General features: G+C 66.0%; 21 protein-coding genes. 5 read left to right on the forward strand and 16 right to left on the reverse strand.

The features are described 5' to 3' along the window. Window position 1: 1 nt before the first annotated feature. Window positions 2-2,131: a site-specific recombinase gene (locus tag V6F88_RS23345; protein ID WP_332612567.1), complete on the forward strand. Its 2,130-nt coding sequence runs from the start codon at window positions 2-4 to the stop codon at window positions 2,129-2,131. Window positions 2,132-2,138: 7 nt separating this feature from the next. On the opposite strand, the gene V6F88_RS23350 is transcribed toward V6F88_RS23345, so the two are convergent. From V6F88_RS23350 to V6F88_RS23365, 4 genes are all read right to left on the reverse strand, one after another. Next, window positions 2,139-3,176: a Csu type fimbrial protein gene (locus V6F88_RS23350; RefSeq protein WP_332612611.1), complete on the reverse strand. Its 1,038-nt coding sequence runs from the start codon at window positions 3,174-3,176 to the stop codon at window positions 2,139-2,141. After that, window positions 3,176-5,485: a fimbria/pilus outer membrane usher protein gene (locus V6F88_RS23355; protein ID WP_332612569.1), complete on the reverse strand. Its 2,310-nt coding sequence runs from the start codon at window positions 5,483-5,485 to the stop codon at window positions 3,176-3,178. The genes V6F88_RS23350 and V6F88_RS23355 overlap by 1 nt, the downstream gene beginning before the upstream one ends. Before the next feature lie 87 nt (window positions 5,486-5,572). Further along, window positions 5,573-6,286: a fimbrial biogenesis chaperone gene (locus V6F88_RS23360; RefSeq protein WP_332612570.1), complete on the reverse strand. Its 714-nt coding sequence runs from the start codon at window positions 6,284-6,286 to the stop codon at window positions 5,573-5,575. A gap of 11 nt (window positions 6,287-6,297) precedes the next feature. Next, window positions 6,298-6,801: a Csu type fimbrial protein gene (locus V6F88_RS23365; protein ID WP_046805579.1), complete on the reverse strand. Its 504-nt coding sequence runs from the start codon at window positions 6,799-6,801 to the stop codon at window positions 6,298-6,300. Window positions 6,802-7,232: 431 nt separating this feature from the next. Between V6F88_RS23365 and V6F88_RS23370 the strand changes: the two genes are divergently transcribed. Together V6F88_RS23370 and V6F88_RS23375 are read left to right on the forward strand one after the other, a co-directional pair. Then, on the forward strand, window positions 7,233-8,651 hold the full coding sequence (locus V6F88_RS23370; protein WP_332612612.1) for an MFS transporter: 1,419 nt from the start codon (window positions 7,233-7,235) through the stop codon (window positions 8,649-8,651). 146 nt (window positions 8,652-8,797) lie between these two features. Next, the gene (locus V6F88_RS23375) at window positions 8,798-10,396 is read left to right on the forward strand and encodes a methyl-accepting chemotaxis protein (RefSeq protein ID WP_332612572.1); all 1,599 of its coding nucleotides are present in this window, start codon (window positions 8,798-8,800) and stop codon (window positions 10,394-10,396) included. 56 nt (window positions 10,397-10,452) lie between these two features. Here the strand turns inward: V6F88_RS23375 and V6F88_RS23380 are convergent, their stop codons facing one another. The 8 genes from V6F88_RS23380 to hutC all read right to left on the reverse strand — a co-directional run bounded on the left by V6F88_RS23380 (window position 10,453) and on the right by hutC (window position 20,338). Further along, complete coding sequence (locus V6F88_RS23380) at window positions 10,453-11,217, reverse strand: carbon-nitrogen hydrolase family protein (protein ID WP_332612574.1); 765 nt, start codon at window positions 11,215-11,217, stop codon at window positions 10,453-10,455. A gap of 88 nt (window positions 11,218-11,305) precedes the next feature. After that, a complete protein-coding gene (hutI, locus tag V6F88_RS23385) occupies window positions 11,306-12,523 on the reverse strand; it encodes an imidazolonepropionase (RefSeq protein WP_332612576.1) in 1,218 nt (405 codons plus the stop codon). Between the two features lie 57 nt (window positions 12,524-12,580). Continuing rightward, window positions 12,581-13,987 (reverse strand): amino acid permease, encoded by a 1,407-nt coding sequence (locus V6F88_RS23390; RefSeq protein WP_332612577.1) that lies wholly within the window; start codon window positions 13,985-13,987, stop codon window positions 12,581-12,583. Between the two features lie 127 nt (window positions 13,988-14,114). After that, entirely contained in the window at window positions 14,115-15,644 is a 1,530-nt protein-coding gene (hutH, locus tag V6F88_RS23395; protein WP_332612578.1) for a histidine ammonia-lyase, read from the reverse strand. Between the two features lie 45 nt (window positions 15,645-15,689). Continuing rightward, window positions 15,690-17,102 (reverse strand): purine-cytosine permease family protein, encoded by a 1,413-nt coding sequence (locus V6F88_RS23400; protein WP_332612580.1) that lies wholly within the window; start codon window positions 17,100-17,102, stop codon window positions 15,690-15,692. 83 nt (window positions 17,103-17,185) lie between these two features. Further along, window positions 17,186-18,865, reverse strand: a complete 1,680-nt coding sequence (gene hutU / locus V6F88_RS23405) for a urocanate hydratase (protein ID WP_332612582.1) — start codon at window positions 18,863-18,865, stop codon at window positions 17,186-17,188. Between the two features lie 136 nt (window positions 18,866-19,001). Beyond that, entirely contained in the window at window positions 19,002-19,598 is a 597-nt protein-coding gene (locus V6F88_RS23410; protein ID WP_332612584.1) for a HutD/Ves family protein, read from the reverse strand. Continuing rightward, complete coding sequence (hutC, locus tag V6F88_RS23415) at window positions 19,595-20,338, reverse strand: histidine utilization repressor (RefSeq protein ID WP_332612585.1); 744 nt, start codon at window positions 20,336-20,338, stop codon at window positions 19,595-19,597. The genes V6F88_RS23410 and hutC overlap by 4 nt, the downstream gene beginning before the upstream one ends. A 128-nt stretch (window positions 20,339-20,466) precedes the next feature. On the opposite strand from hutC, the gene V6F88_RS23420 reads away from it, so the two are divergent. Both V6F88_RS23420 and V6F88_RS23425 read left to right on the forward strand, forming a co-directional pair. Further along, on the forward strand, window positions 20,467-20,757 hold the full coding sequence (locus V6F88_RS23420; protein WP_046805570.1) for a metal/formaldehyde-sensitive transcriptional repressor: 291 nt from the start codon (window positions 20,467-20,469) through the stop codon (window positions 20,755-20,757). A 28-nt stretch (window positions 20,758-20,785) separates the two neighbouring features. After that, entirely contained in the window at window positions 20,786-21,895 is a 1,110-nt protein-coding gene (locus V6F88_RS23425; RefSeq protein WP_104144862.1) for an S-(hydroxymethyl)glutathione dehydrogenase/class III alcohol dehydrogenase, read from the forward strand. A gap of 24 nt (window positions 21,896-21,919) precedes the next feature. On the opposite strand, the gene V6F88_RS23430 is transcribed toward V6F88_RS23425, so the two are convergent. From V6F88_RS23430 to V6F88_RS23445, 4 genes are all read right to left on the reverse strand, one after another. Continuing rightward, window positions 21,920-23,062, reverse strand: a complete 1,143-nt coding sequence (locus V6F88_RS23430; protein ID WP_332612587.1) for a glycosyltransferase — start codon at window positions 23,060-23,062, stop codon at window positions 21,920-21,922. Then, a complete protein-coding gene (locus V6F88_RS23435) occupies window positions 23,059-24,078 on the reverse strand; it encodes a hypothetical protein (RefSeq protein WP_332612589.1) in 1,020 nt (339 codons plus the stop codon). Before V6F88_RS23435 ends, V6F88_RS23430 begins: the two co-directional genes overlap by 4 nt. Before the next feature lie 352 nt (window positions 24,079-24,430). After that, window positions 24,431-25,477 carry an agmatinase gene (speB, locus tag V6F88_RS23440; protein WP_442880378.1) on the reverse strand — a complete coding sequence of 349 codons (1,047 nt, stop codon included), beginning with the start codon at window positions 25,475-25,477 and terminating at the stop codon, window positions 24,431-24,433. 23 nt (window positions 25,478-25,500) lie between these two features. Next, window positions 25,501-26,904, reverse strand: a complete 1,404-nt coding sequence (locus V6F88_RS23445; RefSeq protein WP_332612591.1) for a sodium:solute symporter — start codon at window positions 26,902-26,904, stop codon at window positions 25,501-25,503. Between the last annotated feature and the right edge of the window lie 15 nt (window positions 26,905-26,919).

Raw genomic sequence — 26,919 nt, forward strand, 5'->3', positions numbered from 1 at the left:
CATGCTGACATCCCTTTGGCGCAAGTGGCGCGCCGCGCGGCACGGCGGCCCGCAGCTGGACGTCATCCTGTCCAGCGCCGACCCCGGCGCGCCGCTGGCCGACCGCAATATGTGGATGGTGGACCTGTGCCGCTGGCTGGATCGCCCCAGCCCGCCGGCCGCCGCCGTGGCGGCTGCCCCGGGCACCGCCACGCCCCCCGCCACGCACCACCCGCAGCACGCCCGGCTGCGCTACGTATTGCAGGTGCTGGAACGCGACCCCGAACGCGCCGCGCGCGTGGGCGCCACGTTGCGCTCGCTGGTGGCCGATAACGATCCAACGTCATTGCTGTGCGACACGGGCGTGGCCTCGCACCCCGGGTTTTGGGGCGAGTTCTGGGACCGCGCGCAAGCACGCCTGTTGCCGCCCCCGCCCAATCGCCCCGACATGTTCGGCCTGTTCGCGCTGATCTTCCGGCGCACCGGCGACGCGGCCTGGATCGAATCCCTGGATGACGACACACTGGCGCGCATGCGGGCGTTGTATCGCGCCGGCGAGGACGCGGCAATGCACGCGGCCGATCTGCCGCAACACCGCGACGCCACCGGCGCCGAACCGCTATCGCCCAGGCTGGAGCAGGCGCTGACCAGCAGCATCCAGGTGCTGGTCAGCCAAGTGCGCGCGACCGGCCTGAGCCAGGACATCCGCACACGCCTGCCCGGTCGGGTTGAAGAATCGCCCTTCTTCGCCCTGGCCGCCGCGTCCGCCGAGCTCTGCGCGACCACGCCCGCCACGCCGCGCGACGTATTCGGCCGCCGCCTGAACGTGTTCCGCGCGCTGCTGGACAGCTGCCGCGCCGCCTCCCAGGGCGTCTACGACGAGCTGGAAAAGAACGGCGTATCCGTCGAAGTCGTGTTCCAGATTGAACGCATGAAACTGCGCCTGGCCCGCATCGAACTGCTGCTTGGCGTGTGGGTGGACCCCACCCAGCGCCACAAGTTCGTGCACCTGACCGCCGAGCTGATCCGGTCCACCCAGGCGCGCAGCAGCATCCGCCACCTGGCCGCCTCGTCGTTCGCGCAGCTGGCCCGGCGCGTCATGGAACGCACCGCCGAAACCGGCGAACATTACATCGCGCGCGACACGGTGGAATACCTGACGATGCTCAAGGCGTCGCTGGGCGGCGGCTTCATCATGGTGTTCACCGTTTATCTGAAGTTCTTCATCGTGTCGCTGCATCTGGACAAGTTCATCGAGGGGCTGCTGGCGTCGTTGAACTATGCGGGCGGCTTCCTCGTCATTCACTTCGCCCACTTCACGCTGGCCACCAAGCAGCCCGCCATGACCGGCCCCGCGCTGGCCCACCGTCTGGACGATGCCTACACGCCCGAAGGTCGCGACGCCTTCCTGGACGACACGCTTGCCATGATCCGGTCCAACGCGGCCGCCATCCTGGGCAACCTGGCGGTGGTGTTTCCGCTGGCCTGGGCAGTGCAATGGCTCGCGCTCAACGCACTGGACCGCCCGCTGATCAACGCCGAGAAAGCGCAGGAAACACTGGCGTCGTTTTCCGTCTGGGGGCCGACCCCCCTGTACGCCGCCGCTACCGGCGTGCTGCTGTGGTTGTCCAGCCTGATCGCGGGCTGGGCCGACAACTGGTTCGCGCTGCACCGCGTGCACGACGTCATGGCCTACAACCGGCGCGCGCGGCACCTGCTGGGCGAACGCGGCGCGGCGCGCTGGGCGGGCTTCTGGCAACGCAACATCTCGGGCATCGCCGGCAACGTGTCGCTGGGCCTGATGCTGGGCCTGGGGCCGGCCATCGTGGGCTTCTTCGGGCCGCACGTCGAAGTGCGCCACGTGACGCTCAGCGCCGGACAGCTTGGCACGGTGATCGGCACGCTGGGCTGGCAGGTGGTGCACACACAGATTTTCTGGCTGGCCGTGGCGGGCACGGCGCTGACCGGCATTCTGAACGTCGGCGTCAGCTTCGCCCTGGCATTCAACGTCGCGCTGCGTTCACGCGACCTGCGCCGCCGCGACCGCGATTCGCTATCTGCCGGCGTGCGCCAACGCATCTGGCAACGGCCCGCCACCTTGTTCTGGCCCGTCAAGCCACGGCCTGCCCCCACGCCCACGGCCACCCCCTAGGCGGGCGTCAGAACGTGATGGTGGCGGTGACAACGTCCTTGTAGTTACCCGGCCGGGGAGTAGGCTGGGGCGGCACCCGGCCGTACACCGTGAACGTTTGGTTGGCGCCCGTGCCGGTGCCCACGCGCGGGGCGCCGCCCGAAGCGTCGCCCCAAATCGTGGCGTAGCTGCTGTCCTGATAAAGCTGATAGCTGACCGTGTCGGCCGCCGTCGCGTGCTTCATCTTGCGCGCCAGCACGTTGCCCGCTACCGAACCGCCGTTCAGCGCGATCGAAAATGCGTTGTTATTGGTGCACTTGACGGTGATGGCGCTGGTGGCCGTGGCCGCTGTGCTCAACACCCCCTTGGGCGGAAACGCCAGATCCGTCGCGTTGATCGTGCAATTTTTCTGTACCTGTGCCGTCACGGTCAACGGGATGGAGATGCGCTGCGAGACCGTCGACAGCGGGCAATTGGCCAATGCTCCCAGACCGAACAACACGTCGACCGTGGCCGTGTTGGGGTAGGTTTCGGAATACGTCGTGTTGGCGTTGTTCACCGTTGAGACCAGCGGCTGGTTGCCCGGCACCTTGCCGTAGAACTTGAACGTGGTCGACACCGGCCCGCCCAGAACCAGCAGCGGGCCGGTCAGCAATACCGACGTCGGGCCGGAACTGGTCGCTGCGCCCCACACCTGCGTGCGTGCGGTGTTGGTGTACAGGTTGTAGTTCATCCGGTTCGTGCCGGCCCCCAGGGTGCGCGGGTTGTTCGACGTACTAGTATTGCCCAGGCCCAGGTTGAAGCACACGCGGGCAAACAGGCCCAGGGCGGTAAAGGTGCAGGTCACCGTGACCTGCCCACTATCGTTGACGGTATCGGCCGGCAGCAGCGGGTTGACCGCGCCGAAATCCATCGTCGATGTCGTGCCCGCGCCCAACGTGCAGGAACTGGCCTGCGCCAAGCTGCCATAGGCCATGGCCAACGCCGCGCTGGCGGACAACAACAGCCAGCGCAGCGGCAACCGCGCCGCCCCCTGCGTCGGCCCCATGCCGCGCCGCCGCGCCATCACGGCCGCGCTCCTTGCAGCGGCCGGCACGGATACGGCCCCAGCGTTGGCAGCGGGTGTTCTTCGTCGCGCACGTAATCGAAGTCCACCAGGCAAGATACGCCAGCGCCACGCACCCGCAGCTGGTTACTGGCCTGAAGGTCTTCCACGAACGCAATTCCGTCGTATCCCACCACGGAACGCTTGCCGCTTTCCACCTGCACGACTTGGGCGCCCACGGGCACCGGCGCGCCGTCCGGCAATTGCAGGATGACCGAGGCCGCCGCGTACTTTTCCACCTGGAACTTGGCCAGCACCCCGGCGCCCGCCTGCGGCACCACCACGGCCTTCGTGGTGTCCAGCTTCACGTCCACGGGCAGGTCCTCCGGGTCGATGGCCAGGCGATTGGTCTGATAGGAATTCAAGTCCGGCACCAACAGATAGCCGCTGCGGTTCGTCCTGCCCAACTTTCTGTTTTCGTGCAGCACCGCCACATCGGGCTCGCCGTCGGTGGAGACCAGCGCAAAGCTGTCGTTGATGCGGCGCGACGGCAGCACCGCGCCGTCCATGATGGCCAGCGACCCGGATGCCTGCGCGGCGGCCGTCGTCGTGCCGCCATAGTCCTGCACGATGCCCGTCAGCTGGCCGTAGCGGCCCAGAAACTGGGCCTGCCCCTGGTTGTATTGCATGCTGCCCGACCGCCCGTTCTGCAACGCCCACCCCCAGCCGCCTTCGTACGCCACGCTGCTCTGCGCGCCCACGCTGTAGGTGTCCTGCCCGGCCTGCCGACCTGCCGATGCGGTGGCTTGCGTACGATCGCCCAGCATCAGCGACAGGCCAAGGTAGACACCGCGCGAACCGTCCTCGGCAAAATCGTTGTAGGCGCTGGCCGTCAGCACCACCCGGCTGTGCAGATTGACCGTGTACGACACCGACCCGAGCTTTGCCGCCGGCACCTGCGGCATGCGATAGCCGATGTAGCTCAACGCCACGCTTTGCGCACTGGTCAGGGGCAGGGACACGGTGACGCGTTCGGTCTGGCGCGGCACCGGCGCGTCTTCGCGCGAACCCAGGTCGCCGTAATCGCCCAGCGCGCGCGTGGCCTGCATATCGATGCTGAAGCTTGGCCGCACGTACTGGTACCCCAGGCCGATCTGGCCTCCGGAATAGCTGCCCGCGCTGCCCGCCACGGACCCGCTCAGCACGCCCGCCTGCCCCAGCTTCACCAAGGCGCCCGCGCCCAGGTTGGCCAGGCCGGCGCCCGCTTCCGCGTGCCCTTCCACGGTCAGGTCGTCGCTGACCCCGTAGCGCCCTGACGAGGTCAGCATGGGTTTGTCGTCATAGTCGAACGAGCGCACGCTGAACTGGCGGCGCACAAAGCCCGCTTCCACCGACCAGCTGGACAGGCCGGACGCCAGCATGCGCGTATCGATATACAGCGGCACCGAGGTTGTCACCGTGCGGCCCAGCGCGTCGCGAGTGATCAGCGTGGCCTGGCCCGCGCCCGTGATGCCCGGAATCTGGTTCACCACAAAGGGCCCGGGCGGCACGTTGCCGGAGAACTGCTGGACGCCATTGACGTACAGCGCAACGGACGAGGGCACCACCGACGATGCGCTCAACGACGACACGGGAAACGTCACCAGGTCGGGCCGCAGCGCGAAGTTCCGGCCCCATTGCACGCCGGCCATTCGCACCGAACGCGACCAGTTCAACGACGACGTGATGGTGTCGCCCAGCCGCAGCGTGCGCATCGTCTGCTGGTCTGATCGCGTCCAGAAGGTGTCATAGCGCACGTAGCGATCCGCCGCGCCGCCCAGATACGCCGTGCCCGTATTGCTGAACAGGCCGGTCGGATCGAAGTAGCGCTGCTCGGTAAACAGCGCCAGCCGATAAAGCGAATCGGTTTGCGCATACGCGTCGTAGTTCAGCAGCAGCCCGCGCCCGGAGGTGGCCGGCGGCGTTTGCGTGGCCCCGGCCGCGCCCACTTCATAGGGCACGCGCAACGAGTCGGGCAATTGGATGTCCACCGATTGCTCTGCCGTCCGGTACGCGTAGCGCACGCCGGCAATGCTATCCAGCGCGATATCGCGGCCATCCGGCAGGCCCAGCGTGGACAGGTCCACACCCACCGACCGCAAGGCGCCCGCGCTGGCCGACAGCCGGCCTTGCACGTCGCGAAACCGAATCAATTGGGACGTATTGACGCCGTTGATACTGACCTCCAGATACACATCACGCTCGGCGATATTGCCGAAAGACACCAGTTGGTCGGGCGGGTCCGCCGCCATTGCCGGCGCGCACAGCAGGCAAAGTGCAAGCCGCCACATGCGTCGTCCCCGCCCAAGACAAGCGCGTACTGCCATGGACTGGCCTTCCTCGTCATTGCCCCTCGCGCAGCCGCGCGCGATGCGCGGTCATTCGATGCGCGGGGCGACGGTGACGTCGTCACCATTGATCAGGGCTTTGATCCGCACCGGGCCTGGCGCGGCCTGCTTTGCGGGAATCCGCCATTCACGGGCGCGCTGCGCCAATGCGTAGCCCAGCAACCCGTCGACTTTCGCCACCGTCTTGCCCGCCCCGTTAACGATCTGCAACGCCGCGACCTGCGCGTAGCGCGAGCCGGTGTTCGATAACCGCAGCACCCAGGCGTCGCCCTCTTTGGCAACGCGCCAGGCCAGCTCGGGTTGCGGCGACGCCGCCGCCCCCGCCACGAACACCGGCACGGAATATCGCAGGCGCAACACCACGCCGTTCATGCCGGGGGTGGAAGGGTCGGGGATCTCGTCGATGATGACGCGGTAACTGCGCTGCACCGGCTCCAGTTCGCGCGAGGCGCGCACCAGCCGCACCAGTTGCTCGCCGCCGGGCGGCACCTGGATGATCGGCGGGCTGGCCTGGATATCTTCCGTGGGCGTCAAGACATCGTCGCCATTGGCCTGGTCCCACCGATAGGTGCGCACCTGGCCGTAGATCGGTGTGGCGCCCGGGTTGCGCAGCATGACGGCGCTGGCCCCCTGCTGGGGCGCAAGCTCCACCAGCACCGGCGATATTTGCAAGGCCGCCGCCAGCGCGGCCGGCGTCCACGCCGCCAGGCACAGCACCGACACGGCCGCCGGCAGCGTACGCATCAGGGCGCGCACTAGAAGTAGACCGTGGCAGTGACCGTGGAAGAGTAGGTGTCTGGCGCCGGGGTGGTTTGCACCGGCACCGTGCCGTTGACAACCAGTGCCTGCGCGCTGCCGTTGCCCACGCCGCCCACCCGGTCCGCTACCTGGGCGTCGCCCCAGACAACGGTGGGGCTATTCGGCTGATACAGCTGATACGCAACCGTGGCGGTATTGGAGCCCGTGCCTTGCATAAACCGCGTCGTGCCGGTGGAACCGGTGCCGGTGCCGGAACTTAAGCCCACGGTATATGGCGTGGTATTGCTGCACGTGACGTTCAGCGTGGTATTGCCGGTTATCGCGGTATTCAACACACCGTGGGTGCCAAACGCCAGATTATTCGCGGCAATCACGCAGTTGGCGGTAATGGTCAGCGTGACATTGAAATTCGCGGTGGGACCGGCTTGCGCATTTACCACCCCCGGTAAACCCACGCCGCACGCGGACAACGCTGCTACATACAAGGACAAGCGCTTCATAGGAAACCTCCCACCCAAATAGTTGCACCATCAAGAAAATCGAAATTAATCGTACGTGCAATATCGCATACCCAAGCAGAATAGTTTCAAATTCGCCTGCGCATTTTGCCCATTGCGACAAAATGGAATGCAACGCAGCGGTGGCGTTGCGAGACTCACCCTATGAAAATCGGCCGATTTTGCGGACATACATTTCGTTGTAAATGCGCGCTGAATTTCGTTTCTGCATGTGACTCTGCGGATATTCAGCACATGTAGCAAGTATTAATCCCGAGACGCCTCGGCGATTATTTGGCATGGTCGATCGCCGGCATCAGTTTGATTACCGATGCGCGGGGCGGCTGGCTGACCAAGCGTTGAATCCCGATGCCGCATTAGAATCAGTCCTCCTGATGCCGGACACGTCCGCCCGCACGCCCTCCCTGACGCCCATGCTCCCGTTCTCACGCAATACCGTTTACCCGGCCGGCGCCGGCCTGCCCGCCTCGGAACGCCTGGGCGCCTTGTTGGCCGTCATGTTGGCGGTGTGCATGGCCAGCTTGGATACGGCCATCGCCAACACGGCGCTGCCCACCATTGCGCGCGACCTGCAAGCCAGCGATGCCGGGTCGATCTGGGTGATCAGCGGTTATCAGTTGGCCATGGTGGCCGGCTTGCTGCCCGCTGCCGCGCTGGGCGAAATCCTGGGGCACCGTCGGGTGTACATGGTGGGGCTGGTGGTGTTCACCTTGTCGTCGCTGGCCTGCGGGCTGGCGCCGTCGCTGCCCACGCTGGTGGTGGCGCGCATCTTGCAAGGGCTGGGCGCGGCAGGCGTGATGAGCGTGAACGGCGCCTTGCTGCGATTCATCTATCCGTCTTCGATGCTGGGCCGTGGCCTGGGCCTGAACGCCATGGTGGTCGGCCTGTCGTTCGCCGCCGGGCCGACCGCTGCGTCAGCCATCCTGCTGCTGGGCTCCTGGCACTGGCTGTTCCTGATCAACGTGCCGATCGGCATCCTGGCCGCCGTCCTGGGCTTGCGCGGCTTGCCGGAAACCGCCCGCGCCCCGCACGGCTTTGACGGCATCGCCGCCGCGCTCTGCGCGCTGACGCTGGGGCTGTTCGTGCTGGGCTCCAATGAACTGGCACAAGGCGCGCCATGGCCGCGCGTCACGCTGGAATGGGGCGGCGCCGTTGCCGCCCTGTGGCTGCTGATGCGGCGGCAAGCCGGCCACCCCGCGCCCATTCTGGCCGTCGACCTGTTGCGCCGCCCCCTGTTCGCCCTGTCGGCCGCCACCGCCGTGTGTGCGTTCGCCGCGCAGGCACTGGCCTTCGTGTCCTTGCCTTTCATGTTCCAGACGGTGCTGGGCTACAGCCAGGTCCACACCGGCTTCCTGATCACGCCCTGGCCCGTCGTGGTCGCCGTCATGGCGCCCATCGCGGGCCGTTTGTCCGACCGGTATCCGGCGGGCATCCTGGGCGGCGTCGGCCTGGCCATGTTGGCGCTGGGCATGGTGTTGATGGCGCTGCTGCCCGCCGCGCCGACGGTCTGGGATATCTGCTGGCGCATGGCCATCTGTGGCGCGGGCTTCGGGTTTTTCCAATCGCCCAATTTGCGCGCCATCATGACGTCGGCCCCGGCCTCGCGGGCGGGCGGCGCCAGCGGCATGATCGGCACCGTGCGCCTGTTGGGCCAGGCGTCCGGCGCGGCGCTGGTGGCGGCCTGTTTCCACGTGTCCACGACCCATGGCGCGGTGGCGGCGTTGTGGCTGGGCGGGCTGTGCGCGGCGCTTGCCTGCATCGCCAGCTTTTCGCGCCTGCGCTTTGACGCGTCCGAACCCGTGCAAACGCCCACGCCGCACCCCTCGAAATAACGCCAAATCGCAATATTGTTGCGGTATTTATCGACATATTCGTTGAACGGGCAGACATATTCGTAAGTTGTGCAACAGTCGCTAAATATCGCGGCGGCGGGGTCGTTGTTGTCTATGCAGCACTCGCTGTATTTGGGACGACACGCATGACACAGTTTTTGAAAGACATCACCATCCGGCGCCTCATCCTGTGCACGCTGCTTGCCGTCAGTGCACTGGTCATCGGACTTTCAGCCATTAGCGCCAACGGGTTACGCAGCGCCGGGGAAGCGCTTGCCACCAGCGGCGACCTGCTTCATGAAGTCTCCGCCCTGTCTCGGGTCAACGATCAGATCATGCGCGCCCGGCTGCGGCTGTCGCGTCAATTGGAATACGCCGCCGAAGGCCGGGCCGCGCAAGTGGCCGAAGAAGGCCGCAGCATCGACAGCGCGCTGAACGAGGCGCGCAAGCAGCAAGCCCTTTTCATCGAGCTAGCCACCAAAGACGCGCCCGCCGCCATCCTTGAACCCATGCAGGCCGGCTTCGACGCCCTGGTCAATGGCGGCATCGCCGTGCAACGCCAACACCTGGAAGCCGGCGATATCAAGCGCGCGCGCGAACATGCGGCCGGGGCCGTCGTAAACGCCAGCCGCGCGTTCGGCAAGAGCATCGAAAACTACGAGGCCTACGCCAAGGACCGCGAAACGCAGCTGTGGGCGGACGCTGCCGCCAAGCGGCGCCAAGCCTACATCGGCATGGGCGCCGTCCTGGCGGTCTGCCTGCTCCTGCTGGCCCTGGGCGACCGCTATGTGGTGATTTTCGTGCGGCGTCCGCTGGACGCCATCAAGGCCCACTTTCGCCGCATCGCGGGCGGTGACCTGACCACGCCACTGGCGCCCTATGGCCGCAACTGCGTGGGGCAGATCATCCCCTACCTGCAAGAGATGCAGGACAGCCTGGTGCGCACCGTGCATGCGGTGCGCGAAGGCGTGGTGGAGATCAACGCGGGTTCCAGCGAAATTGCCGCCGGCAACCAGGACCTGTCCAGCCGCACCGAGCAACAGGCCGCGTCGTTGGAACAAACCGCCGCCAGCATGGAGCAACTGCTGTCCACGGTGACCAGCAACGCCGAGAACGCGCGCCAGGCCAATCAGATGGCCGTCGTGGCCAGCCAGGTGGTGCAGCGCGGCGGCATGGCAGTAAAAGAAGCCGTCAGCACCATGCGCGAAATCGCGCAGGACTCCGGCCGCATCGAGGACATCGTCAGCGTAATCGACGGCATCGCCTTCCAGACCAACATCCTGGCGCTGAACGCAGCGGTCGAGGCCGCGCGCGCGGGCGAAGAGGGCAAGGGCTTCGCGGTGGTGGCGGCGGAAGTGCGGTCGCTGGCGCAGCGCAGCGCGGGCGCGGCCAAAGAGATCAAGCAATTGCTGTCGGCCTCCAGCGCCACCGTGCAGGCGGGGTCCACCCAGGTCGAAACGGCCGGGCGCACCATGCAAGAAATCCTGGACACCATCGAGCGGCTGACGCTGCTGGTCAACGACATCGCCACCGCCTCGCAAGAGCAGGTGACCGGCATTGATCAGGTCAACACCGCCGTCAATCAGATGGACCAGGTGACGCAGCAAAATGCCGCGCTGGTCGAAGAAGCCGCGGCCGCCGCCACGTCGCTGGAAAACCAGGCGCAACGTTTGCAAGGCGCCGTCAGCGCGTTCCGGCTGCCGACCTTGATCGAAGACCGACGGCACATCGCCATCGCAGCCTGAGCGCGGCGCAGGGCCGCGCTCGCAATCGCAACGGACCGGCTATTCCAGCGGACCGGCTATTCCTTCACGTAGCAGGGATACTGCGACTGCTGCGCCCGCGACCGCGCCGGGTCGACGTCGACGACCACGATCGACTCCGTATCGGTGGACTGCGCCAGCACTTCGCCGTCCGGCTGAAATGCAAACGCCCGGCCGCCGAACACCTGGCCCTGCTCCGTGCGCCCGGCCCGGTTCGAGCTGACCACATAGCAGCCCGACACCAACGCCGCCATCGCGCCGGCCGTCATCCAGCGGCCGACGGACGCGCCGCTGGCGCGCGGCACCACGATCAATTCGGCCCCCTCGCGCCCGTAGCGGCGCGACCGTTCGTTGAACATCAATTCGGTGCACAGCTGCACGCCCAGGCGGATGCCGCCCACCTCGAACACCTGAAAGCCGTCCATCGCGGGGCGAAACCAGGTGGCTTCGAAGAACCCGGGCTCTTCTGGGAAGAACTGCTTGTGATGCAGCGCCGTGTAGCGCCCGCCCTGCAAGGCGAACGCTTCGTTGGCCAGACGGTCGCCGGCGGGCACGGGGCGTGACGAAACAACGGCGGGCACCTGCAACGCGGCCAGCGCGGTCAGCCCCGCTTCGTGCAGGCGCACCGACTCGGCGGCGCGCGCGGCGTCATAGGCAGCCGAGGCCGCCAGCCACGGGCCGAAAGGCATTTCATTGGTGACAAGCAGGTCCGGCGCCAGCTCGGCCACTCGGTCGGCGATGCCCGCCCACGTGGCGCTGTCCGGCATCAAGTCCACCGGCCCTTCCATCATGCAGATCCGCATACGTTCCCCTGATGCACGGCGCGCCCGGAATCAGGCGCGACCGAACGACATCGTAAAACGCCAGGGCCCGCCATGGTGCATCGGCTGCTCAGTTCAGCGCCGCCACATTCACCACCGCGCCGTGGCGGATCACGCGCTTGGGCAAGTCACCGCCGATCCAGTACGCCAGCTCGGACGGGTGCGCCACGTCCCAGGCGACAAAGTCGGCCACCTTGCCCGCTTCCAACGAGCCATGCGTGACGTGCAGCCCCAGGGCGCGCGCCGCGTGCAACGTTGCGCCGGCCAGCGCTTCTTCGGGCGTCATCTTGAACAGCGTGCAGGCCATGCTCATCATCAGCCGCAACGACAGCACGGGGGATGTGCCCGGGTTCAGGTCGGTGGAAATCGCAATCGGCACGCCATGGCGGCGCAGCAGTTCCAGCGGCGGCAACTGCGTTTCGCGCAGCGCATAGAAAGCCCCGGGCAGCAGCACCGCCACCGTGCCGGCCCGCGCCATGGCCAGCACATCGCTTTCGGTCAGGTATTCCAGATGGTCCGCCGACAAGGCGCCGTAGCGCGCGGCCAAGGTTGCGCCGTGCAGCGACGACAGCTGCTCGGCATGCAATTTGACGGGCAGGTCCAGATGCACCGCCGCCTGAAAGACACGTTCCACCTGTTCCGGCGTAAACGCCAGATGCTCGCAGAACGCATCGACGGCATCGATCAGCCCTTCGGCCGCCAGCACCGGCAACATGCGCCGCGCCACCTCGTCGATGTAGTCGTCGGGCCGGCCGGCAAATTCCGGCGGCAATGCGTGCGCGGCCAGACAGGTTGCCTGCACGGTCATCGGCAGCATCTGGCCCAGGCGCCGCGCCACGCGCAGCATCTTGCGTTCATTGGGCAGGTCCAGCCCGTAGCCGGATTTGACTTCCAGCGTGGTGACGCCATCGCGCAGCAGGTGCAGCGCGCGTTGCCGGGCGCTGGCGTACAGCCCGTCTTCGGATGCCTCGCGCGTGGCGCGCACGGTGCTGGCGATGCCGCCACCTTGCGCCGCGATCCGCGCGTAGTCCACGCCTTGCAGGCGCTGCTCGAATTCCGTGCTGCGGTTGCCGCCAAAGACCAGATGCGTGTGGCAATCGATGAGCCCGGGCGTGACCCAGGCGCCGCGCAGGTCATGCTCATGCACCGCATCGACCGGCGGCAGCACCGCTTCTTTGCCGACCCATTCGATGCGGTCGGCATGCGTCACGATGGCCGCGTCTTCAATCACCGAATACGCCCCGTCCACCATCGTGGCGGCGTGGCAATGTCGCCAGACCTGTCTCATGCAGTTCTCCTTAAAGCCGGCGCCGCGCCGCGCAAGGCGGCAGGGCGCCGTGTTCGTTCAGTCAGACCCTTGCGGCACCGGCGCCGGAAGCCCGCCGCCCGGGCCGCGCGGTTGCACCAGATAGCGGTAGGCCACGCACAGCAACGCAATCCACACCGCGCCTACGGCCAGCGCCATCTGGGTCCGCGGGAAATATCCCAGCACGCCGATTACGAACACCAGGAACGCAATTGCCAGCAGCGGGCCAACAGGCCAGAAAGGCACTGGAAACTTCAGGGCGGCGACCTCGTCCGGGCTCATCTTGCGCCGCATCGCCACCTGCGATAACAGAATCATCAGCCAGACCCACACGGTGGCAAACGTAGCGATCGACGCGATCAACATGAAGACGTCTTCCGGGATCAGGTAGTTCAGCAGCACGCCCAGCAGCAGCGCAACCGTCATGACCACCACCGTCATCCACGGCACGCCGGAATCCGACACCGCCGCGAAGCCACGCGGCGCCTGCCCCTGGCGCGCCATGCCATACAGCATGCGGCCCGCACCGAAGATGTCGCTGTTGATGGCCGACACCGCCGCCGAGATCACGACGATGTTCAGGATGGTGGCCGCCGACTTGATACCCAGCCCATCAAAGATCTGCACGAACGGGCTGCCCTGGCTGCCGATCTGCGTCCACGGGAAAATGGACATCAACACGAACAAGGTCAGCACGTAGAACAGCAGGATGCGCAGCGGCACGGCGTTGATGGCGCGCGGGATGGTGCGGCCGGGGTCCTTGGCTTCGCCCGCCGTGATGCCGATGATCTCGATGCCGCCAAATGCAAACACCACCACCGCCAGCGACGCAATCAGCCCGCCCACGCCATTGGGCATGAAGCCGCCGTGCTCCCACAGGTTATGCACACCCGTCGCCGCGCTTTCCACGTTCAGGCCAAAACCAAACAGCATGATGCCCAACCCGCCGGCAATCATCGCAATGATGGCGCCCACTTTCAACAGCGACAGCCAGAATTCCAGTTCTCCAAACACCTTGACCGAACACAGGTTGATGGCGCCGATGAAGAACACGATGGACAGCACCCAGATCCAGCGCGGCACATCGGGATACCAAAAGCCCATGTACAGCCCGAACGCGGTGATGTCCGCCAGGCACACGATGATCATCTCGAACGCGTAAGTCCAGCCGGTCAGAAAGCCCGCCACCGGTCCCAGGTAGGCGGTGGCATAGTGCCCGAAGGAGCCGGACACGGGATCCTTCACCGCCATTTCACCCAGCGCGCGCATCACCATGTACACGGCCGCGCCGGCGATCAGGTACGCGATCAGCACCGACGGCCCGGCCTGCTCGATGGCCTTGGCCGACCCGTAGAACAGCCCCGTGCCGATGGCCGAGCCCAACGCCATGAAGCGGATGTGCCTGGCGTTGAGTCCCCGTTTGAGATCCTGCGTTTGAGCTTGCATGTTGCGTCTCCGTCCTTGTTATAGGTATAGGCGTACAGCATCAAGCGCTGCGCGAGCGGCTTCTATGGACGCTTCGGCACAGCGCGGCAGTGGCGGCCCCTTGCTGGGCGCCGCGACGGTTGAAGAATCAAAGGCTGGGCAGCAACCCGGCCGGCATCAGCCCGTTCAGCACCTGCGCCGAAATCAAGCCGCTGGCGGCGGCGATGTCGGGCGCGAAGAAGCGGTCTTCCTCGTAGTGCGGCACTTGCTCGCGCAACGCCCGGCGCGCCTGCTCCAGCTGCGGCGACGTCTTGAGCCCTTCACGGAAATCCAGCCCCTGGCACGCGCCCAGCCATTCAATGGCCAGGATGTCGCGCACGTTTTCCGCCATCGCCCACAAGCGCTTGCCGGCATTGGGCGCCATCGACACGTGGTCTTCCTGGTTGGCCGACGTGGGCATGCTGTCCACGCTGGCCGGATGCGCCAGGGCCTTGTTGTCGCTGGCCAGCGCGGCGGCCGTCACCTGCGCGATCATGAAACCGGAATTGACCCCGCCCTTGGCCACCAGGAACGGCGGCAATTGCGACATGTGCTTGTCCATCATCAGCGCAATGCGCCGTTCGGACAGCGCACCGATCTCGGCCAACGCCAGCGCCAGGTTGTCGGCCACCATCGCCACGGGTTCGGCATGGAAGTTGCCGCCCGAAATCACGTCGCCCTGCGCCACGAACACCAGCGGGTTGTCGGACACCGCGTTCGATTCAATTTGCAGCACGTGCGCGGCGTGGCGGATCTGCGTCAGGCACGCGCCCATCACCTGCGGTTGGCAGCGCATCGAGTACGGGTCCTGCACCTTTTCGCAATCGGCATGCGAATGGCCGACCTCGCTGTCCTGACCCAGCAGCTCGCGGTAGACGGCGGCCACCGCAATCTGGCCCGGCTGGCCGCGCGCGGCGTGGATGCGTGCATCGAACGGCACGCGCGAACCCAGCATCGCTTCCACGCTAAGGCTGCCGCACACCAGGCCGGCCGCCATCATGTCTTCGGCTTCGAACAAGCCGCGCAGCGCATACGCGGTGGACACCTGTGTGCCGTTCAACAACGCCAGCCCTTCCTTGGCCGCCAGCGTCAAGGGCACCAGCCCGGCGCGCGCCAGCGCTTCTTGCGCGGGCAGCCATTCGCCTTGATAGCGCGCACGGCTTTCGCCCAGCAGCACGATGGACATATGCGCCAACGGCGCCAGGTCGCCCGAGGCGCCCACCGAGCCCTTCAACGGAATGTGCGGGTACACGCCCGCATTCACCATCGCGATCAGGCTGTCGATCACATGGCGGCGAATGCCGGAATAGCCGCGCGCCAGGCTGTTGATCTTCAGCACCATGATGAGCCGCACCATGGCGTCATCCAGGGGCTCGCCCACGCCCGCGGCATGCGAGCGCACCAGCGAACTTTGCAGCGCTTGCAAGTCTTCGCGCGCGATCTTGGTGGATGCCAGCAAGCCAAAGCCCGTGTTGATGCCGTACACCGTGCGGCCTTCCGCGATCAGGCGCTCAACGGTGGCCACGCTGGCGTCGATGGCATCGGCCGCGCCGGCATCCAGTGTCAGCCGCACAGGCGCTTGGTACACGCGCCGCAAGTCGGACAAAGTCAGATGGCCGGGCTTCAAGTGCAAATCCATTGGGGGTCTCCTACGCCGGTTTCCCGGCTTGATGCAATGTTGTTGTCAGACCGGACGTTGTGCCGGCTCGTGCGCCGCAAGCCGCGAATCGCGGCGGGCGAATAGGTAATAGAGAATGCTGGGCACGATCAGGCCGATGATCCAGGACACGTCCACGCCGCCCAGCCGTTCGACCATGGGGCCGGTATAAAGCTTGGTCGAGATGAACGGCATCTGCACCAGCACGCCAAACGCGTACACCAGGATGCCGGGCCAGTTCCAACGCCCGTAGCGCCCATTCGGGTCCGACAACGCGGCCACGTCATAGCGGCCACGGTTGACGAAGTAGTAGTCCACCAGGTTCACCGCGCTCCAGGGCACGAAGAAGGCCAGCAGGAACAGGATGAAGGACTTGAACGCGTTCAGGAAAGAATGCTGGCCCACCAACGCCACCGCCGTGGCCGCGCCCACAATCAGCACCACCGCCACCGCGCGCTGGCGCCGCGATATCTCCACGTGCCCACGAAAACCGCTGACGATGGTGGCGATGCACATGAAGCTGCCGTAGGAATTCAGCGTCGAAATCGTGACTTTGCCGAACGCGATGCTGAAGTACAGCAAGGCCGCCATCGTGCCCGTGCCGCCCAGCCCCACGATGTACGCCACTTCGCGTCCGGCGAATTGGCCAGCGGACATCGCGGCCGCCAACACGCCCAGCACCATCGCGATCTGCGCGCCCAGCACCGACCCCAGGCCCACCGCCAGGAACGTCTTGGCCGATGACGTCGAGGCCGGCAGATAGCGCGAATAGTCCGCCACGTACGGGCCATAGGCGATCTGCCAGGACGCCGCCAGCGACACCGCCAACAGGAACGGCCCCCAGGCGAAATGCCGGATTTGCAGCAGCTGCCCCACATCGCCCACTGCGATCACGCGGGTGAACAGGTACACGAACGCGATCAGGCCAAACACGGTGGCAACGCGCCCGATAAGGTGAATGACGCGGTAGCCGAACAGCGTGGCCACCACGATGACCGACGCAAAGATCAGGATGCCCACGGTATCGCTGACGCCGAACAACTGCCCGAGCGCCTGACCGGACAGCACCGTGCCCGTGGCCGTGAAGCCCAGGTACATCAGGCACACCAGCACAATCGGAATCGCGGCGCCGTACACACCGAACTGCACGCGGCTGGAGATCATCTGCGGCAAGCCCAGCTTGGGACCTTGCGCCGCATGCAGCGCCATCACGACGCCGCCCAGCACTTGCCCGATGAACAGCCCGATCAAGGACCAGAACACGTCGCCGCCCAACACCACCGCCAACGCGCCGGTGACGATCGCGGTGATTTGCAGGTTGGCGCCCATCCACAGGGTGAACTGGCTGTAGAGCTTGCCGTGCCGCTCGGACGGCGGAATGTAGTCAATCGAACGCCGCTCGATAAGCGGCGCGGAACCGGCCTCGCTGTCTTGCGCCATCGCATTGCCTCGTGAGTGACGTGGGGCCAACCGATGCGGTCATGGCCCCACGCGGGTTGGCGGGATCGGGAGTTGCGCGGCGCTTAGCGCTGGGCGTTGACCATGGGCAGGTTCAAGCCCTGCTCTTTCGCGCAGTCAATGGCGATGTCGTAGCCGGCGTCGGCATGGCGCATCACGCCCGTGGCCGGATCGTTGGTCAGTACGCGCGCAATGCGTTCGGCGGCCTCGTCCGTGCCGTCGCACACGACCACCATGCCCGAGTGCTGCGAGAATCCCATGCCCACGCCGCCGCCGTGATGCAGCGACACCCAGGTGGCGCCGCTGGCGGTGTTCAACAAGGCGTTCAGCAACGGCCAGTCGGACACGGCATCCGAGCCGTCGCGCATGGATTCGGTTTCGCGGTTGGGGCTGGCGACGGATCCGGAATCCAGGTGGTCGCGACCGATGACGACGGGCGCCGACAACTCGCCCGAGCGCACCATTTCATTGAACGCCAGACCCAGCTTGGCGCGTTGGCCCAAACCCACCCAGCAGATGCGCGCCGGCAAGCCCTGAAAGCTGATGCGTTCGCGCGCCATCTCCAGCCAGCGGTGCAGGTGCGCGTCGTCGGGAATCAGTTCCTTGACCTTGGCGTCAGTCTTGTAGATGTCTTGCGGGTCGCCCGACAGCGCGGCCCAGCGGAACGGGCCGACGCCGCGGCAGAACAAGGGGCGGATATACGCGGGCACGAACCCGGGGAAGTCAAAGGCGTCGGCCACGCCTTCTTCCTGCGCCATCTGGCGGATGTTGTTGCCGTAGTCGAACGTGGGGATGCCCTGGCGCTTGAACGCCAGCATCGCCTGCACGTGCACGGCCATCGATTGCTTGGCCGCCTTGATGACGACGGCCGGCTCACGCTTGGCGCGTTCGCGATATTCGGGCCACGTCCAGCCGGACGGCAGATAGCCGTTCAGCGGGTCGTGCGCGCTGGTCTGGTCGGTGACCATGTCGGGCTTGACGCCACGGCGCACCAGTTCGGGCAGCACGTCGGCGGCGTTGCCGCACAGCGCGATGGACACGGCGCGGCCTTGTTCTGTGTAGGTCTTGATGCGCGCCAGCGCGTCATCCAGGTCGGTGGCCTGCTCGTCCACATAGCGGGTACGCAGACGGAAATCAATGCTGGCCTGCTGGCATTCGATGTTCAGCGAGCATGCGCCCGCCAGCGTGGCGGCCAGCGGCTGCGCGCCGCCCATGCCGCCCAGGCCCGCGGTCAGCACCCAGCGCCCGGCCAGATTACCGCCATAGTGCTGGCGGCCCGCCTCGACGAAGGTTTCATACGTGCCCTGCACGATGCCCTGGCTGCCGATGTAGATCCAGCTGCCCGCCGTCATCTGGCCGTACATGGCCAAACCCTTGGCGTCCAGTTCGTTGAAGTGTTCCCAGTTGGCCCAATGCGGCACCAGATTGGAGTTGGCGATCAGCACGCGCGGCGCGTTGGCATGGGTCTTGAAGACGCCGACGGGCTTGCCCGACTGCACCAGCAACGTTTCATCATCGTTCAGCTGGGTCAGCGATTCGACGATCTTGTCGTAGCAGTCCCAGTTGCGGGCGGCACGGCCGATGCCGCCGTACACCACCAGTTCCTTCGGGTTTTCGGCGACGTCCGGGTCCAGGTTGTTCATCAACATGCGCAGCGGCGCTTCGGTCAACCAGCTTTTGGCGGTCAGCTGGTTGCCACGCGGGGCGCGGATGACGACATCGCGATATCGATTCGATTGGTCCAAGACAGTCTCCTTGATCGGTTCTGCCGCGCGCGTGCCCGCAGCGCGGCGATTGCCCGCATCATAGGATGCCTATGCTTGTATATACAAGATAGGACGAGATGAATTTGGATAGGGGTTTACCCGCCCTTTTTTCCCTCTATCGCGGATGCAGCTCGATCACGCAAGCCTTCACATCGCCGCAGCCGGCAAGGCGATACGACGTCAGGGCGTGCCGCCCCTCTACATGCAGGCAGTCGTAGCGCGCAGGCAGCGCATGGTCGGCGCCGTCCACGGTCAACACCAGCGCGTCGCCCGCGTTCAGCACCAGCACGCTGTGCGCGTCGCTATGAAACGCCCATGGCCCAGCGCCGGAAGCCCATTGCAGCCGCGCGTGATAACGCCGCGGCTTGTAGATCAGGTTGAAGTCGCGGATAGGCCCGTCCAGCAGACGGCAATGGACTTTGGCGTCACCCAGGAATGCGTAAGGCTGAAGCGTTGTCAGCGGCGTCTGCGCTTGCCCGTCCACGCTCAATTCAATGCCGCTGCCTTCCAGCACCGTGATGATGCGCTGATAGCCCGTGAACGCTGAAAAGCCGCCGTCTTGCGCGACGTCGGCAATCGACAGGCGCCAATCGAACTCGGCGGTGCTGCCGCCGGGGTTGCAGGCAACCTCCTGCGTGGTGCCGCCGCCGTTTTTCCAGGGCATGCGCGGGTAGTCGGCCGCGCGATACAAGCGAACGTCGGGCGGATTCATGTTGTGAACTTGCCTTCCAGACGGTGGCGCGAGCCGGGGTGGATCAGTCGCGCCAGCGTTACCGCGCGGTCGCCGGACCAGGTGCGGCGACGGATCAACAGGCACGGCTCGCTGCGCTCGATCTGCAACAGCTGGCATTCGCGCGGCTTGGCCAGAATGGCTTCCACGACATGTTCGCCTTCGCTAAGCGGCGCCACGCGCGTCAGATATTCGTAGGGGGTGTGTTGCGTGAAGTCCTGTTTCAGGTAGTCCGGCGCCAGCCGCACATTGACGTAGCGGTCTTCCAGCTGAATGGGCACGTCATCCTCGAAATGCACGATGACGGAATGGAATACGGGCTGACCCACGCGCAGGTCCAGCGCCAGCGCCTGCTCGGACCCGGCCGGCTCTTCGGCCAGGCGCACCACGCGGCTGTGATGCCGATGGTTGCGCGCCGCGATCTCGTCCGCGATGTTGTTCACGGCAAACAATGCCGACCGCGCCTTGGGCTGCGCGACGAACGTGCCCACCCCCTGCATGCGCACCAGCAGGCCCTCGGCCGTCAGCTCGCGCAGCGCGCGGTTGATCGTCATGCGGCTGAATCCCAACTCTTCGACCAGTTCGCTTTCCGAGGGCACCCGATAGTGCGCGGGCCACGCGCCCGTGCGGATCTGCTGCGCAATCATCTGCTTGACCTGCGCATACAGCGGGGCGGGCAGGGCATTGGCCTGGACGGGAAGTCGGGGGGGAGAAGAAGCCACGGAATGATCCTGGGGTGGGCGCCGCAAGGCGTTGGAAAACGGCTTGTAGTATAGACAGGTACACATGTCTTGCGGATGACTGGCCGCTTTCCGTATACTCCCCCCCTGTATCGTTTTCGGAGCCTGCCGTGCCGCATTCGCCGGAAGAAAAAAAACGTGTCGTCACCCGCCTGCGCCGTATCCAGGGGCAGGCGTTAGCATTGGAACGCGCGGTCAACGAAGGCACGGAATGCGGCGCGCTGCTGCAACAGCTGGCCGCCTTGCGCGGCGCGGCCACCGGCCTGATGGCCGAGGTGCTGGAAAGCCATCTCCGGGAAACCTTCCTGCAATCCGCCCAGGGCGGGCCGCAACACGCCGGGATCGACGCCGAGGCCGAGGTCGATCAGCTGATGCGCATCGTCCGTTCCTATTTGAAGTAATTCCCCCGACATTCGTGGAGCAAACACTATGAAATCACGCGCAGCAGTCGCATTCGGACCCGGCAAGCCGCTGGAAATCGTTGAAATCGACGTCGCGCCCCCGCAGCGCGGCGAAGTGCTGGTGCAGATCACCCACACCGGCGTCTGCCACACCGACGCGTTCACCCTCAGCGGCGACGATCCCGAGGGCCTGTTTCCCGCCGTGCTGGGCCACGAAGGCGCGGGCGTGGTGGTCGAAGTGGGCGAAGGCGTCACGTCGCTGAAACCGGGCGACCACGTCATCCCGCTCTACACGGCCGAATGCCGCGAGTGCAAATTCTGCCTGTCCGGCAAGACCAACCTGTGCCAGAAGGTGCGCGCCACCCAAGGCAAGGGCGTGATGCCCGACGGCACCTCGCGTTTCAGCTACGAAGGCAAGCCGCTGTACCACTACATGGGCTGCTCGACCTTTAGCGAATACACGGTCGTCAACGAAATCTCGCTGGCCAAGATCAACCCGGCCGCCCCGCATGAAAAGGTTTGCCTGTTGGGCTGCGGTGTAACCACCGGCCTGGGCGCCGTGCACAACACCGCGAAGGTCAAGGAAGGCGACACCGTCGCCGTGTTCGGCCTGGGCGGCATCGGCTTGGCCGTGATCCAGGGCGCGGTGCAGGCCAAGGCCGGCCGCATCATCGCCGTGGACACCAACCCGAACAAATTCGTGCTGGCCAGCGCCATGGGCGCCACCGACTGCATCAACCCCAAGGACTACGACAAGCCCATCCAGGACGTCATCGTCGAACTCACCGACGGCGGCGTGGACTTCTCGTTTGAATGCATCGGCAATGTGCACGTGATGCGCGCCGCGCTGGAATGCTGCCACAAGGGTTGGGGCGAAAGCATCATCATCGGCGTGGCCGGCGCCGGCCAGGAAATCAGCACGCGCCCGTTCCAGCTCGTCACGGGCCGTGTGTGGCGCGGTTCGGCCTTTGGCGGCGTGAAGGGCCGCACACAGTTGCCGGGCATGGTTGAAGACGCCATGAGCGGCAAGATCGATCTGGACCCGTTCGTCACGCACACGCTGCCGCTGGATCGCATCAACGAAGCCTTCGACCTGATGCATGAAGGCAAGTCGATCCGCACCGTGATCCACTTCTAAGGATCGCGCGCCAACGCCGGGGCGTCAGGACGTCAGTTCAAACTGGCGGTCTGAGGCCCCGCGTTCTTGGTACACCTGTTCCGTCTGCCCCACGAAATGCGCCAGCGAAAACTCGCGCAAGGCGGTATTGCGGGCGTCTTCGCCCATCTTCGCGGCGATGGCGCGATCGTTCAGGATGGTGGACACGGTGGCCAGCACGCTGCTGACCGAACCGGGCGGCACCACCCAACCGTTGCGCCTGTCCGTCACGTTCTCGGTCAGCCCGCCCACCTTGCTGACGATGACCGGCTTGCCCGCCGCCATCATTTCGCGGCATGCGAACGAGATCGTCTCCAGACGCGACGACAACACAAAGCCCACATCCAGTGCCGCCAGAAATGGCCGCACGTCCTCCAGCAAGCCCGTGAACACAACCTGATCAGTCATGGCCAGTTCGGCCACGCGCTGGCGCTGTTCGTCGTCCGGTTGCTTGCCGGCAATCAGGATGACGACCTGATCGCGTTGATGCTCGGGCAGCAGCGACACGGCAGTCACCATGTCCAGCCAGTTCTTGTACACGGCGGTGCCGGCGTTGCTGCCGATCACCAGCCGGCGCTGCATTGCCTTGGGCAGCAGCGCGGCACGCGCGCGGGCGGCCTCGTCAGGGGTGGCCGGCCGATACTGAAGCGTGTCCACGCCGTTGTGCACCACGCGCAGGTCTTCATCGCGAAACACCGAATCCTTCATGCGGCGGAAGGTGTGGCCGCACACGCAGATAACGCGGTTGGTGCCCCACTTGGCGCGCATGCGCACGCCCAGGCTATTGGCGCTGCGGTCCGTGTGCTGCGTGTAGACGATGAAGGGCCGCTTCGCACCCATGCCCACCGTGGCCAGCATGCACAGGCGATGGTCCGCCGAACCGTTCACGTGGATCACGTCGAATTGCTCGCGGCGCAGCAGCGCGCGCAGCCGGCGCAACGCGCTTAATTGCTGAAACGGGCGGCCCTTGAATTCCAGGTCGATGGAATGCACGCCGGGCAAGGCGTGGGCTTCGGCCAGCAGGCGGCTGCCACGCGGCGCGGCCACGGTGATCTGGGCGCGCTGGCGCAGCATGCGTGCCAGGGACATGACGTAGGTGGTGTGCCCCCCGCCATCGCCCTGGTGAAAGTTGGTGTACAGAATCTTCATCGTGATAGGCCCGAGAACCGTTGCGGGGAAGGCGGGGATTCCCCTTGTTTGAGCAAACAGCTCCAATGGCGCTTTTCAAAAACGTCTTCGCCCAGGCGGCTATTCATGGACAGGTTGTAGACCTGGACGCCGCGCGCCCGCAGCAGCTGGCTAGCCCGGCGGAATGCCGGTTCGATATGTCCGGCAAACTGCCGGTCCAGCGCGGTAGCCAGTTGCGCGCCCGGGCTTTCGTAAAAGCGCGGGCCGGCCGTGGCGGTCAGGTCCAGGCCATGCAGGTACAGCGTGCGCGCGCCCATCCAGGTCAGCAGTTGCAAGGCCGTGTAGGCCACCGTGCCGCCGCCGAACAGGCCGCGTGTCGGGTTCAGGCTGAAGCCGTGCGCGTGCTGCGGGTGATGCGCATCGAACAACACCAGCTCGGGGTCGCGCGCCAGCTGCGCGGCAAGGGCATCGGGTTGCGCGCGCGCTTGCAGGGCGCGCTGGTGCACTTCCTCGAACAGCGCAATGCGGCATCGGACCGCCTTGGCGTCGAACAGGTACGAAATCCACCGGTAGACCTCGGGCGTGACAAACAGCAGCAGGTCCTGCGACAAGACCTCGGCGACCAGGTCGCGTCGGCGCTTCACAAAACCGGCATCAAGCATCGCGTAGTAATCGAAGCGCAACGAGGGATGCGCGCGCCGCAGCGCAATCGAGCCATTCACACCCATCACGTTGCCCAGCCGGCAACGCGCATAGTCGATTTCAGCAATCGAGGGGCCGCTAAGAATCAGGTGAGCGTCGTCGGCGATGTCCCGAGGCACGTCGGCCAAGGGCAGGGTAGCCGGACCTTGAACGCCGATGACGTTGCAGGCCACCAGGCGGTCGTGGTCGCGGGCATCGCGGCGCACTTTCACCAGCGGCCATAAGGTTTCGTTATGCCGATAGGCGCCGGTTCGCGTATAGCGGTAAAGATAGCGAAAGCCCTTGGTCAGTGGGCGCGAACGGAGCAAACGGGGAACGAGGGCAAATCGGGTCATGAACGGTGCCGCTGACAGCGCGGCGAAACCTTACGAGGCGCTGATTCTACGAGGGCAGCATGCCCGCCAGCGCGTCCGAAACATTTGTGTTGTAACAGCTTGGCAGGGCATCCGATCGCACCCTTTTTTCCTGCGGACGCCGGGCTGGTGGCGTCGTCCCATATCGCGAAACCCGCGCCAGTACTGCTTCCCAGGGCATTGCGCGTCCACGGGGCCGGCGCGCACCATTTGCGTGCATGCTTACCGTGACGAACGCACTATCGGCAGCCTCGTGCCGCCGAGTGTGCGTTCGTACCTTCCATTACCTTTTGCGCCAAAGCGAAAGGAGACTGCAAGAAAGTTCGCGGACCCGTCAGCCTGCGTGGCGCACGCTGACCAGGCTCAGGATCTCGAACAGCATCTGCGCCCCCGCGTGCGCCGTGTTGGCCGTGGCGTCATAGGCGGGCGCCACTTCCACCACGTCGCCCCCGATGATGTCGATACCCGCCAGCCCGCGTAGCATGGCCTGGGCCTCGCGTACGGTCACGCCGCCGACTTCGGGCGTGCCGGTGCCTGGGGCGAACGCCGGGTCCAGGCAGTCGATATCGAACGAGACATACACCGGCGTGTCGCCCACCACCTTGCGCGCCTGCGCCACCACGGCATCAATGCCCAGGCGGGGAATGTCTTCCGCGTGAATGACCGTCATGCCGGACTCGTACGAGAATTCCCAAAGGTATTCCGCCGCGCCCCGGATGCCGATCTGGATGGTGCGCGTGGGGTCCAGCACGCCGTCCAGCACGGCCTGGCGGAACGGGCCGCCGTGGTGAAAGCGGCTGCCGTCGAACGGGCCGCCCGTATCGCAATGCGCGTCGAAGTGGATCAGCGAGACCGGCGCGCGTCGGCCCAGCGCGCGCAGGATCGGCAGCGTAATGGAATGGTCGCCCCCCACCGAAACCGGAATGACCCCCGCCGCATGGATCTGGGCGTACGCGGTTTGGATGTCTTCATGTGACTGCTCCAGGTTGAAGCGGCTGCGCATGGGCACATCGCCGATATCGGCCACGCGCAGGTCGTGCGTGGGCGTGCAGCGCAAGACGTGGTGGTAGGGGCCCACGCGTTCCACCGCCCGCAGCGCGCGCGGGCCAAAGCGACAACCGCTGCGATTGCTGGCGCCCAGGTCCATCGGCACGCCGGCCAGCGCCACTTGCAGGTCGCCGAAGTCGGGCGCTTGCCAGTCGATGAGGCGGACCGGGGCGTCCAGCAAGGTGGGCATGCCCGCGTAGGGCGCGCTGCGCGTGCCGCTGCCGTCGATGATGTTGACGGCCACATCGCGAAAATGCGGGTCGTGAATGGCGGCTTCGTTGTCACCGCCAAAGCGGGCGCGCAGCGCCGCAAGGCGTTCCGGGGTAAAGCGCATGATGTGCTCCTGAAAAAACGGGTTCATTTGGCGTCGGCTCGCGGTACGGGCGCCTCGCGCCAGGGCGCGCCTGCCCGCCCCAGCAGGCTGATCAGCACAAAGCCGGCGGCACTGGCGGCAAGCGCCGCGTAGACCGGCGTGTTGGCCGCCAGGCCGTCCTTGACCATGAAGGCGATGGCCGCCGCGCAGCCCAGCAGCATCCCCGCCATCGCGCCGGCGGTCGTGGCGCGGCGCCAGTAGATGGCGCCCAGCAACGGCACCAGCATGCCGCCCACCAGCAGGTTGTACGCGCAGGTCAGGGCGCTCATGACGTCATCAACCACCAACGCCACGCCCAATGCCGACAGCCCGGCCAGCAGGGTGATCAGCCGGTGCACGCGCACGTCGGTGATCGGGCGTGCGCCGCGCAGCGCCGGCAACAGGTCTTCGGCCAGCACGGTGGACGTGGCCAGCATGGCGGCGCTGGCCGTGGACATCATGGCCGCCAGCGCGGCGGCGATGACCAGCCCGCGTATACCGTCCGGCAGCCCCGCCTGCACGATGGCCGCGAACGCGTTGTTGACGTCGGGCAGATCGGGCAGCAGCACCTTCGCCGTCATGCCGATCACCGCGCCCACCAGCCCGTACACGATGCAGTACAAGCCGGCGGCGGTGCCCGCGACGCGCGCCACGCGTTCGTCGCGGGCGGTGAAGACGCGCTGCCAGATTTCCTGGCCGATCAGGATGCCCAGGAAGTAGATGACAAAGTACGTGATGATCGTGCTCCAGCCGATGTTCGTCAGGCTGAAACTGGCGGCGGGCAATTGCGCCACCAATTGGTCCCAGCCGCCCACCCGTATCAAGCAGATGGGCAACAGCACGAACATCAAGCCCACGGTCTTGATGATGAATTGCACGATGTCGGTCAGGGTCAACGACCACATTCCGCCCAGCGTGGAATACACCGCGACCACGCCGCCGCCGACCACGACCGACACCCAGAACGGCAGGTCGAACAGCACCTGCATCACCGTGCCCATGGCGATGACGGACGTGGCCGCCAGCATCAGCGCATACGCCATCATCACCAGCGCGCTGACATGCTTGGCGCCTGCCGTGAAGCGGCGCTCAAGAATCTGCGTCACCGTATAGATGCGTAGCTTGAGCAGGGGTTTGGCCAGCACCCGGTTCAGCACGATGATGCCCAGGCCCAGCGCCCCGCATAGCCAGAACCCCGAAATGCCGTATTGATATCCCAGCCGCACCGTACCCACGGTGCTTGCCCCGCCCAGCACCGTGGCCGCCATGGTGCCCATGTACAACCCGGGCCCCAGGTTGCGGCCCGCCACCAGATAGTCTTCCTGGGTTTTTGCACGCCGCATGCCGTACCAGCCCAGCAGCAGCATGCCCCCCAGGTAGAGCACGACGACTCCTATGTCCAACGCCATTTTCAATGTCTCCTT

Source organism: Achromobacter sp. ESBL13 (assembly GCF_036668755.1).
Lineage (GTDB): Bacteria > Pseudomonadota > Gammaproteobacteria > Burkholderiales > Burkholderiaceae_B > Achromobacter.

What these genes read in the sequence shown, in the direction of transcription:
- hutI (WP_332612576.1), bottom strand. Translation starts at nt 12,523, where the DNA reads ATGAGACAGGTCTGGCGACATTGCCACGCCGCCACGATGGTGGACGGG.
- speB (WP_442880378.1), bottom strand. Translation starts at nt 25,477, where the DNA reads ATGCGCTTTACCCCGGAACGCCTTGCGGCGCTGCGCGCCCGCTTTGGC.
- V6F88_RS23360 (WP_332612570.1), bottom strand. Translation starts at nt 6,286, where the DNA reads ATGCGTACGCTGCCGGCGGCCGTGTCGGTGCTGTGCCTGGCGGCGTGG.
- V6F88_RS23370 (WP_332612612.1), top strand. Translation starts at nt 7,233, where the DNA reads ATGCTCCCGTTCTCACGCAATACCGTTTACCCGGCCGGCGCCGGCCTG.
- V6F88_RS23380 (WP_332612574.1), bottom strand. Translation starts at nt 11,217, where the DNA reads ATGCGGATCTGCATGATGGAAGGGCCGGTGGACTTGATGCCGGACAGC.
- V6F88_RS23355 (WP_332612569.1), bottom strand. Translation starts at nt 5,485, where the DNA reads ATGTGGCGGCTTGCACTTTGCCTGCTGTGCGCGCCGGCAATGGCGGCG.
- V6F88_RS23375 (WP_332612572.1), top strand. Translation starts at nt 8,798, where the DNA reads ATGACACAGTTTTTGAAAGACATCACCATCCGGCGCCTCATCCTGTGC.
- V6F88_RS23400 (WP_332612580.1), bottom strand. Translation starts at nt 17,102, where the DNA reads ATGGCGCAAGACAGCGAGGCCGGTTCCGCGCCGCTTATCGAGCGGCGT.
- V6F88_RS23435 (WP_332612589.1), bottom strand. Translation starts at nt 24,078, where the DNA reads ATGACCCGATTTGCCCTCGTTCCCCGTTTGCTCCGTTCGCGCCCACTG.
- V6F88_RS23390 (WP_332612577.1), bottom strand. Translation starts at nt 13,987, where the DNA reads ATGCAAGCTCAAACGCAGGATCTCAAACGGGGACTCAACGCCAGGCAC.
- V6F88_RS23445 (WP_332612591.1), bottom strand. Translation starts at nt 26,904, where the DNA reads ATGGCGTTGGACATAGGAGTCGTCGTGCTCTACCTGGGGGGCATGCTG.
- V6F88_RS23425 (WP_104144862.1), top strand. Translation starts at nt 20,786, where the DNA reads ATGAAATCACGCGCAGCAGTCGCATTCGGACCCGGCAAGCCGCTGGAA.
- V6F88_RS23430 (WP_332612587.1), bottom strand. Translation starts at nt 23,062, where the DNA reads ATGAAGATTCTGTACACCAACTTTCACCAGGGCGATGGCGGGGGGCAC.
- V6F88_RS23345 (WP_332612567.1), top strand. Translation starts at nt 2, where the DNA reads ATGCTGACATCCCTTTGGCGCAAGTGGCGCGCCGCGCGGCACGGCGGC.
- V6F88_RS23410 (WP_332612584.1), bottom strand. Translation starts at nt 19,598, where the DNA reads ATGAATCCGCCCGACGTTCGCTTGTATCGCGCGGCCGACTACCCGCGC.
- hutH (WP_332612578.1), bottom strand. Translation starts at nt 15,644, where the DNA reads ATGGATTTGCACTTGAAGCCCGGCCATCTGACTTTGTCCGACTTGCGG.
- V6F88_RS23350 (WP_332612611.1), bottom strand. Translation starts at nt 3,176, where the DNA reads ATGGCGCGGCGGCGCGGCATGGGGCCGACGCAGGGGGCGGCGCGGTTG.
- V6F88_RS23365 (WP_046805579.1), bottom strand. Translation starts at nt 6,801, where the DNA reads ATGAAGCGCTTGTCCTTGTATGTAGCAGCGTTGTCCGCGTGCGGCGTG.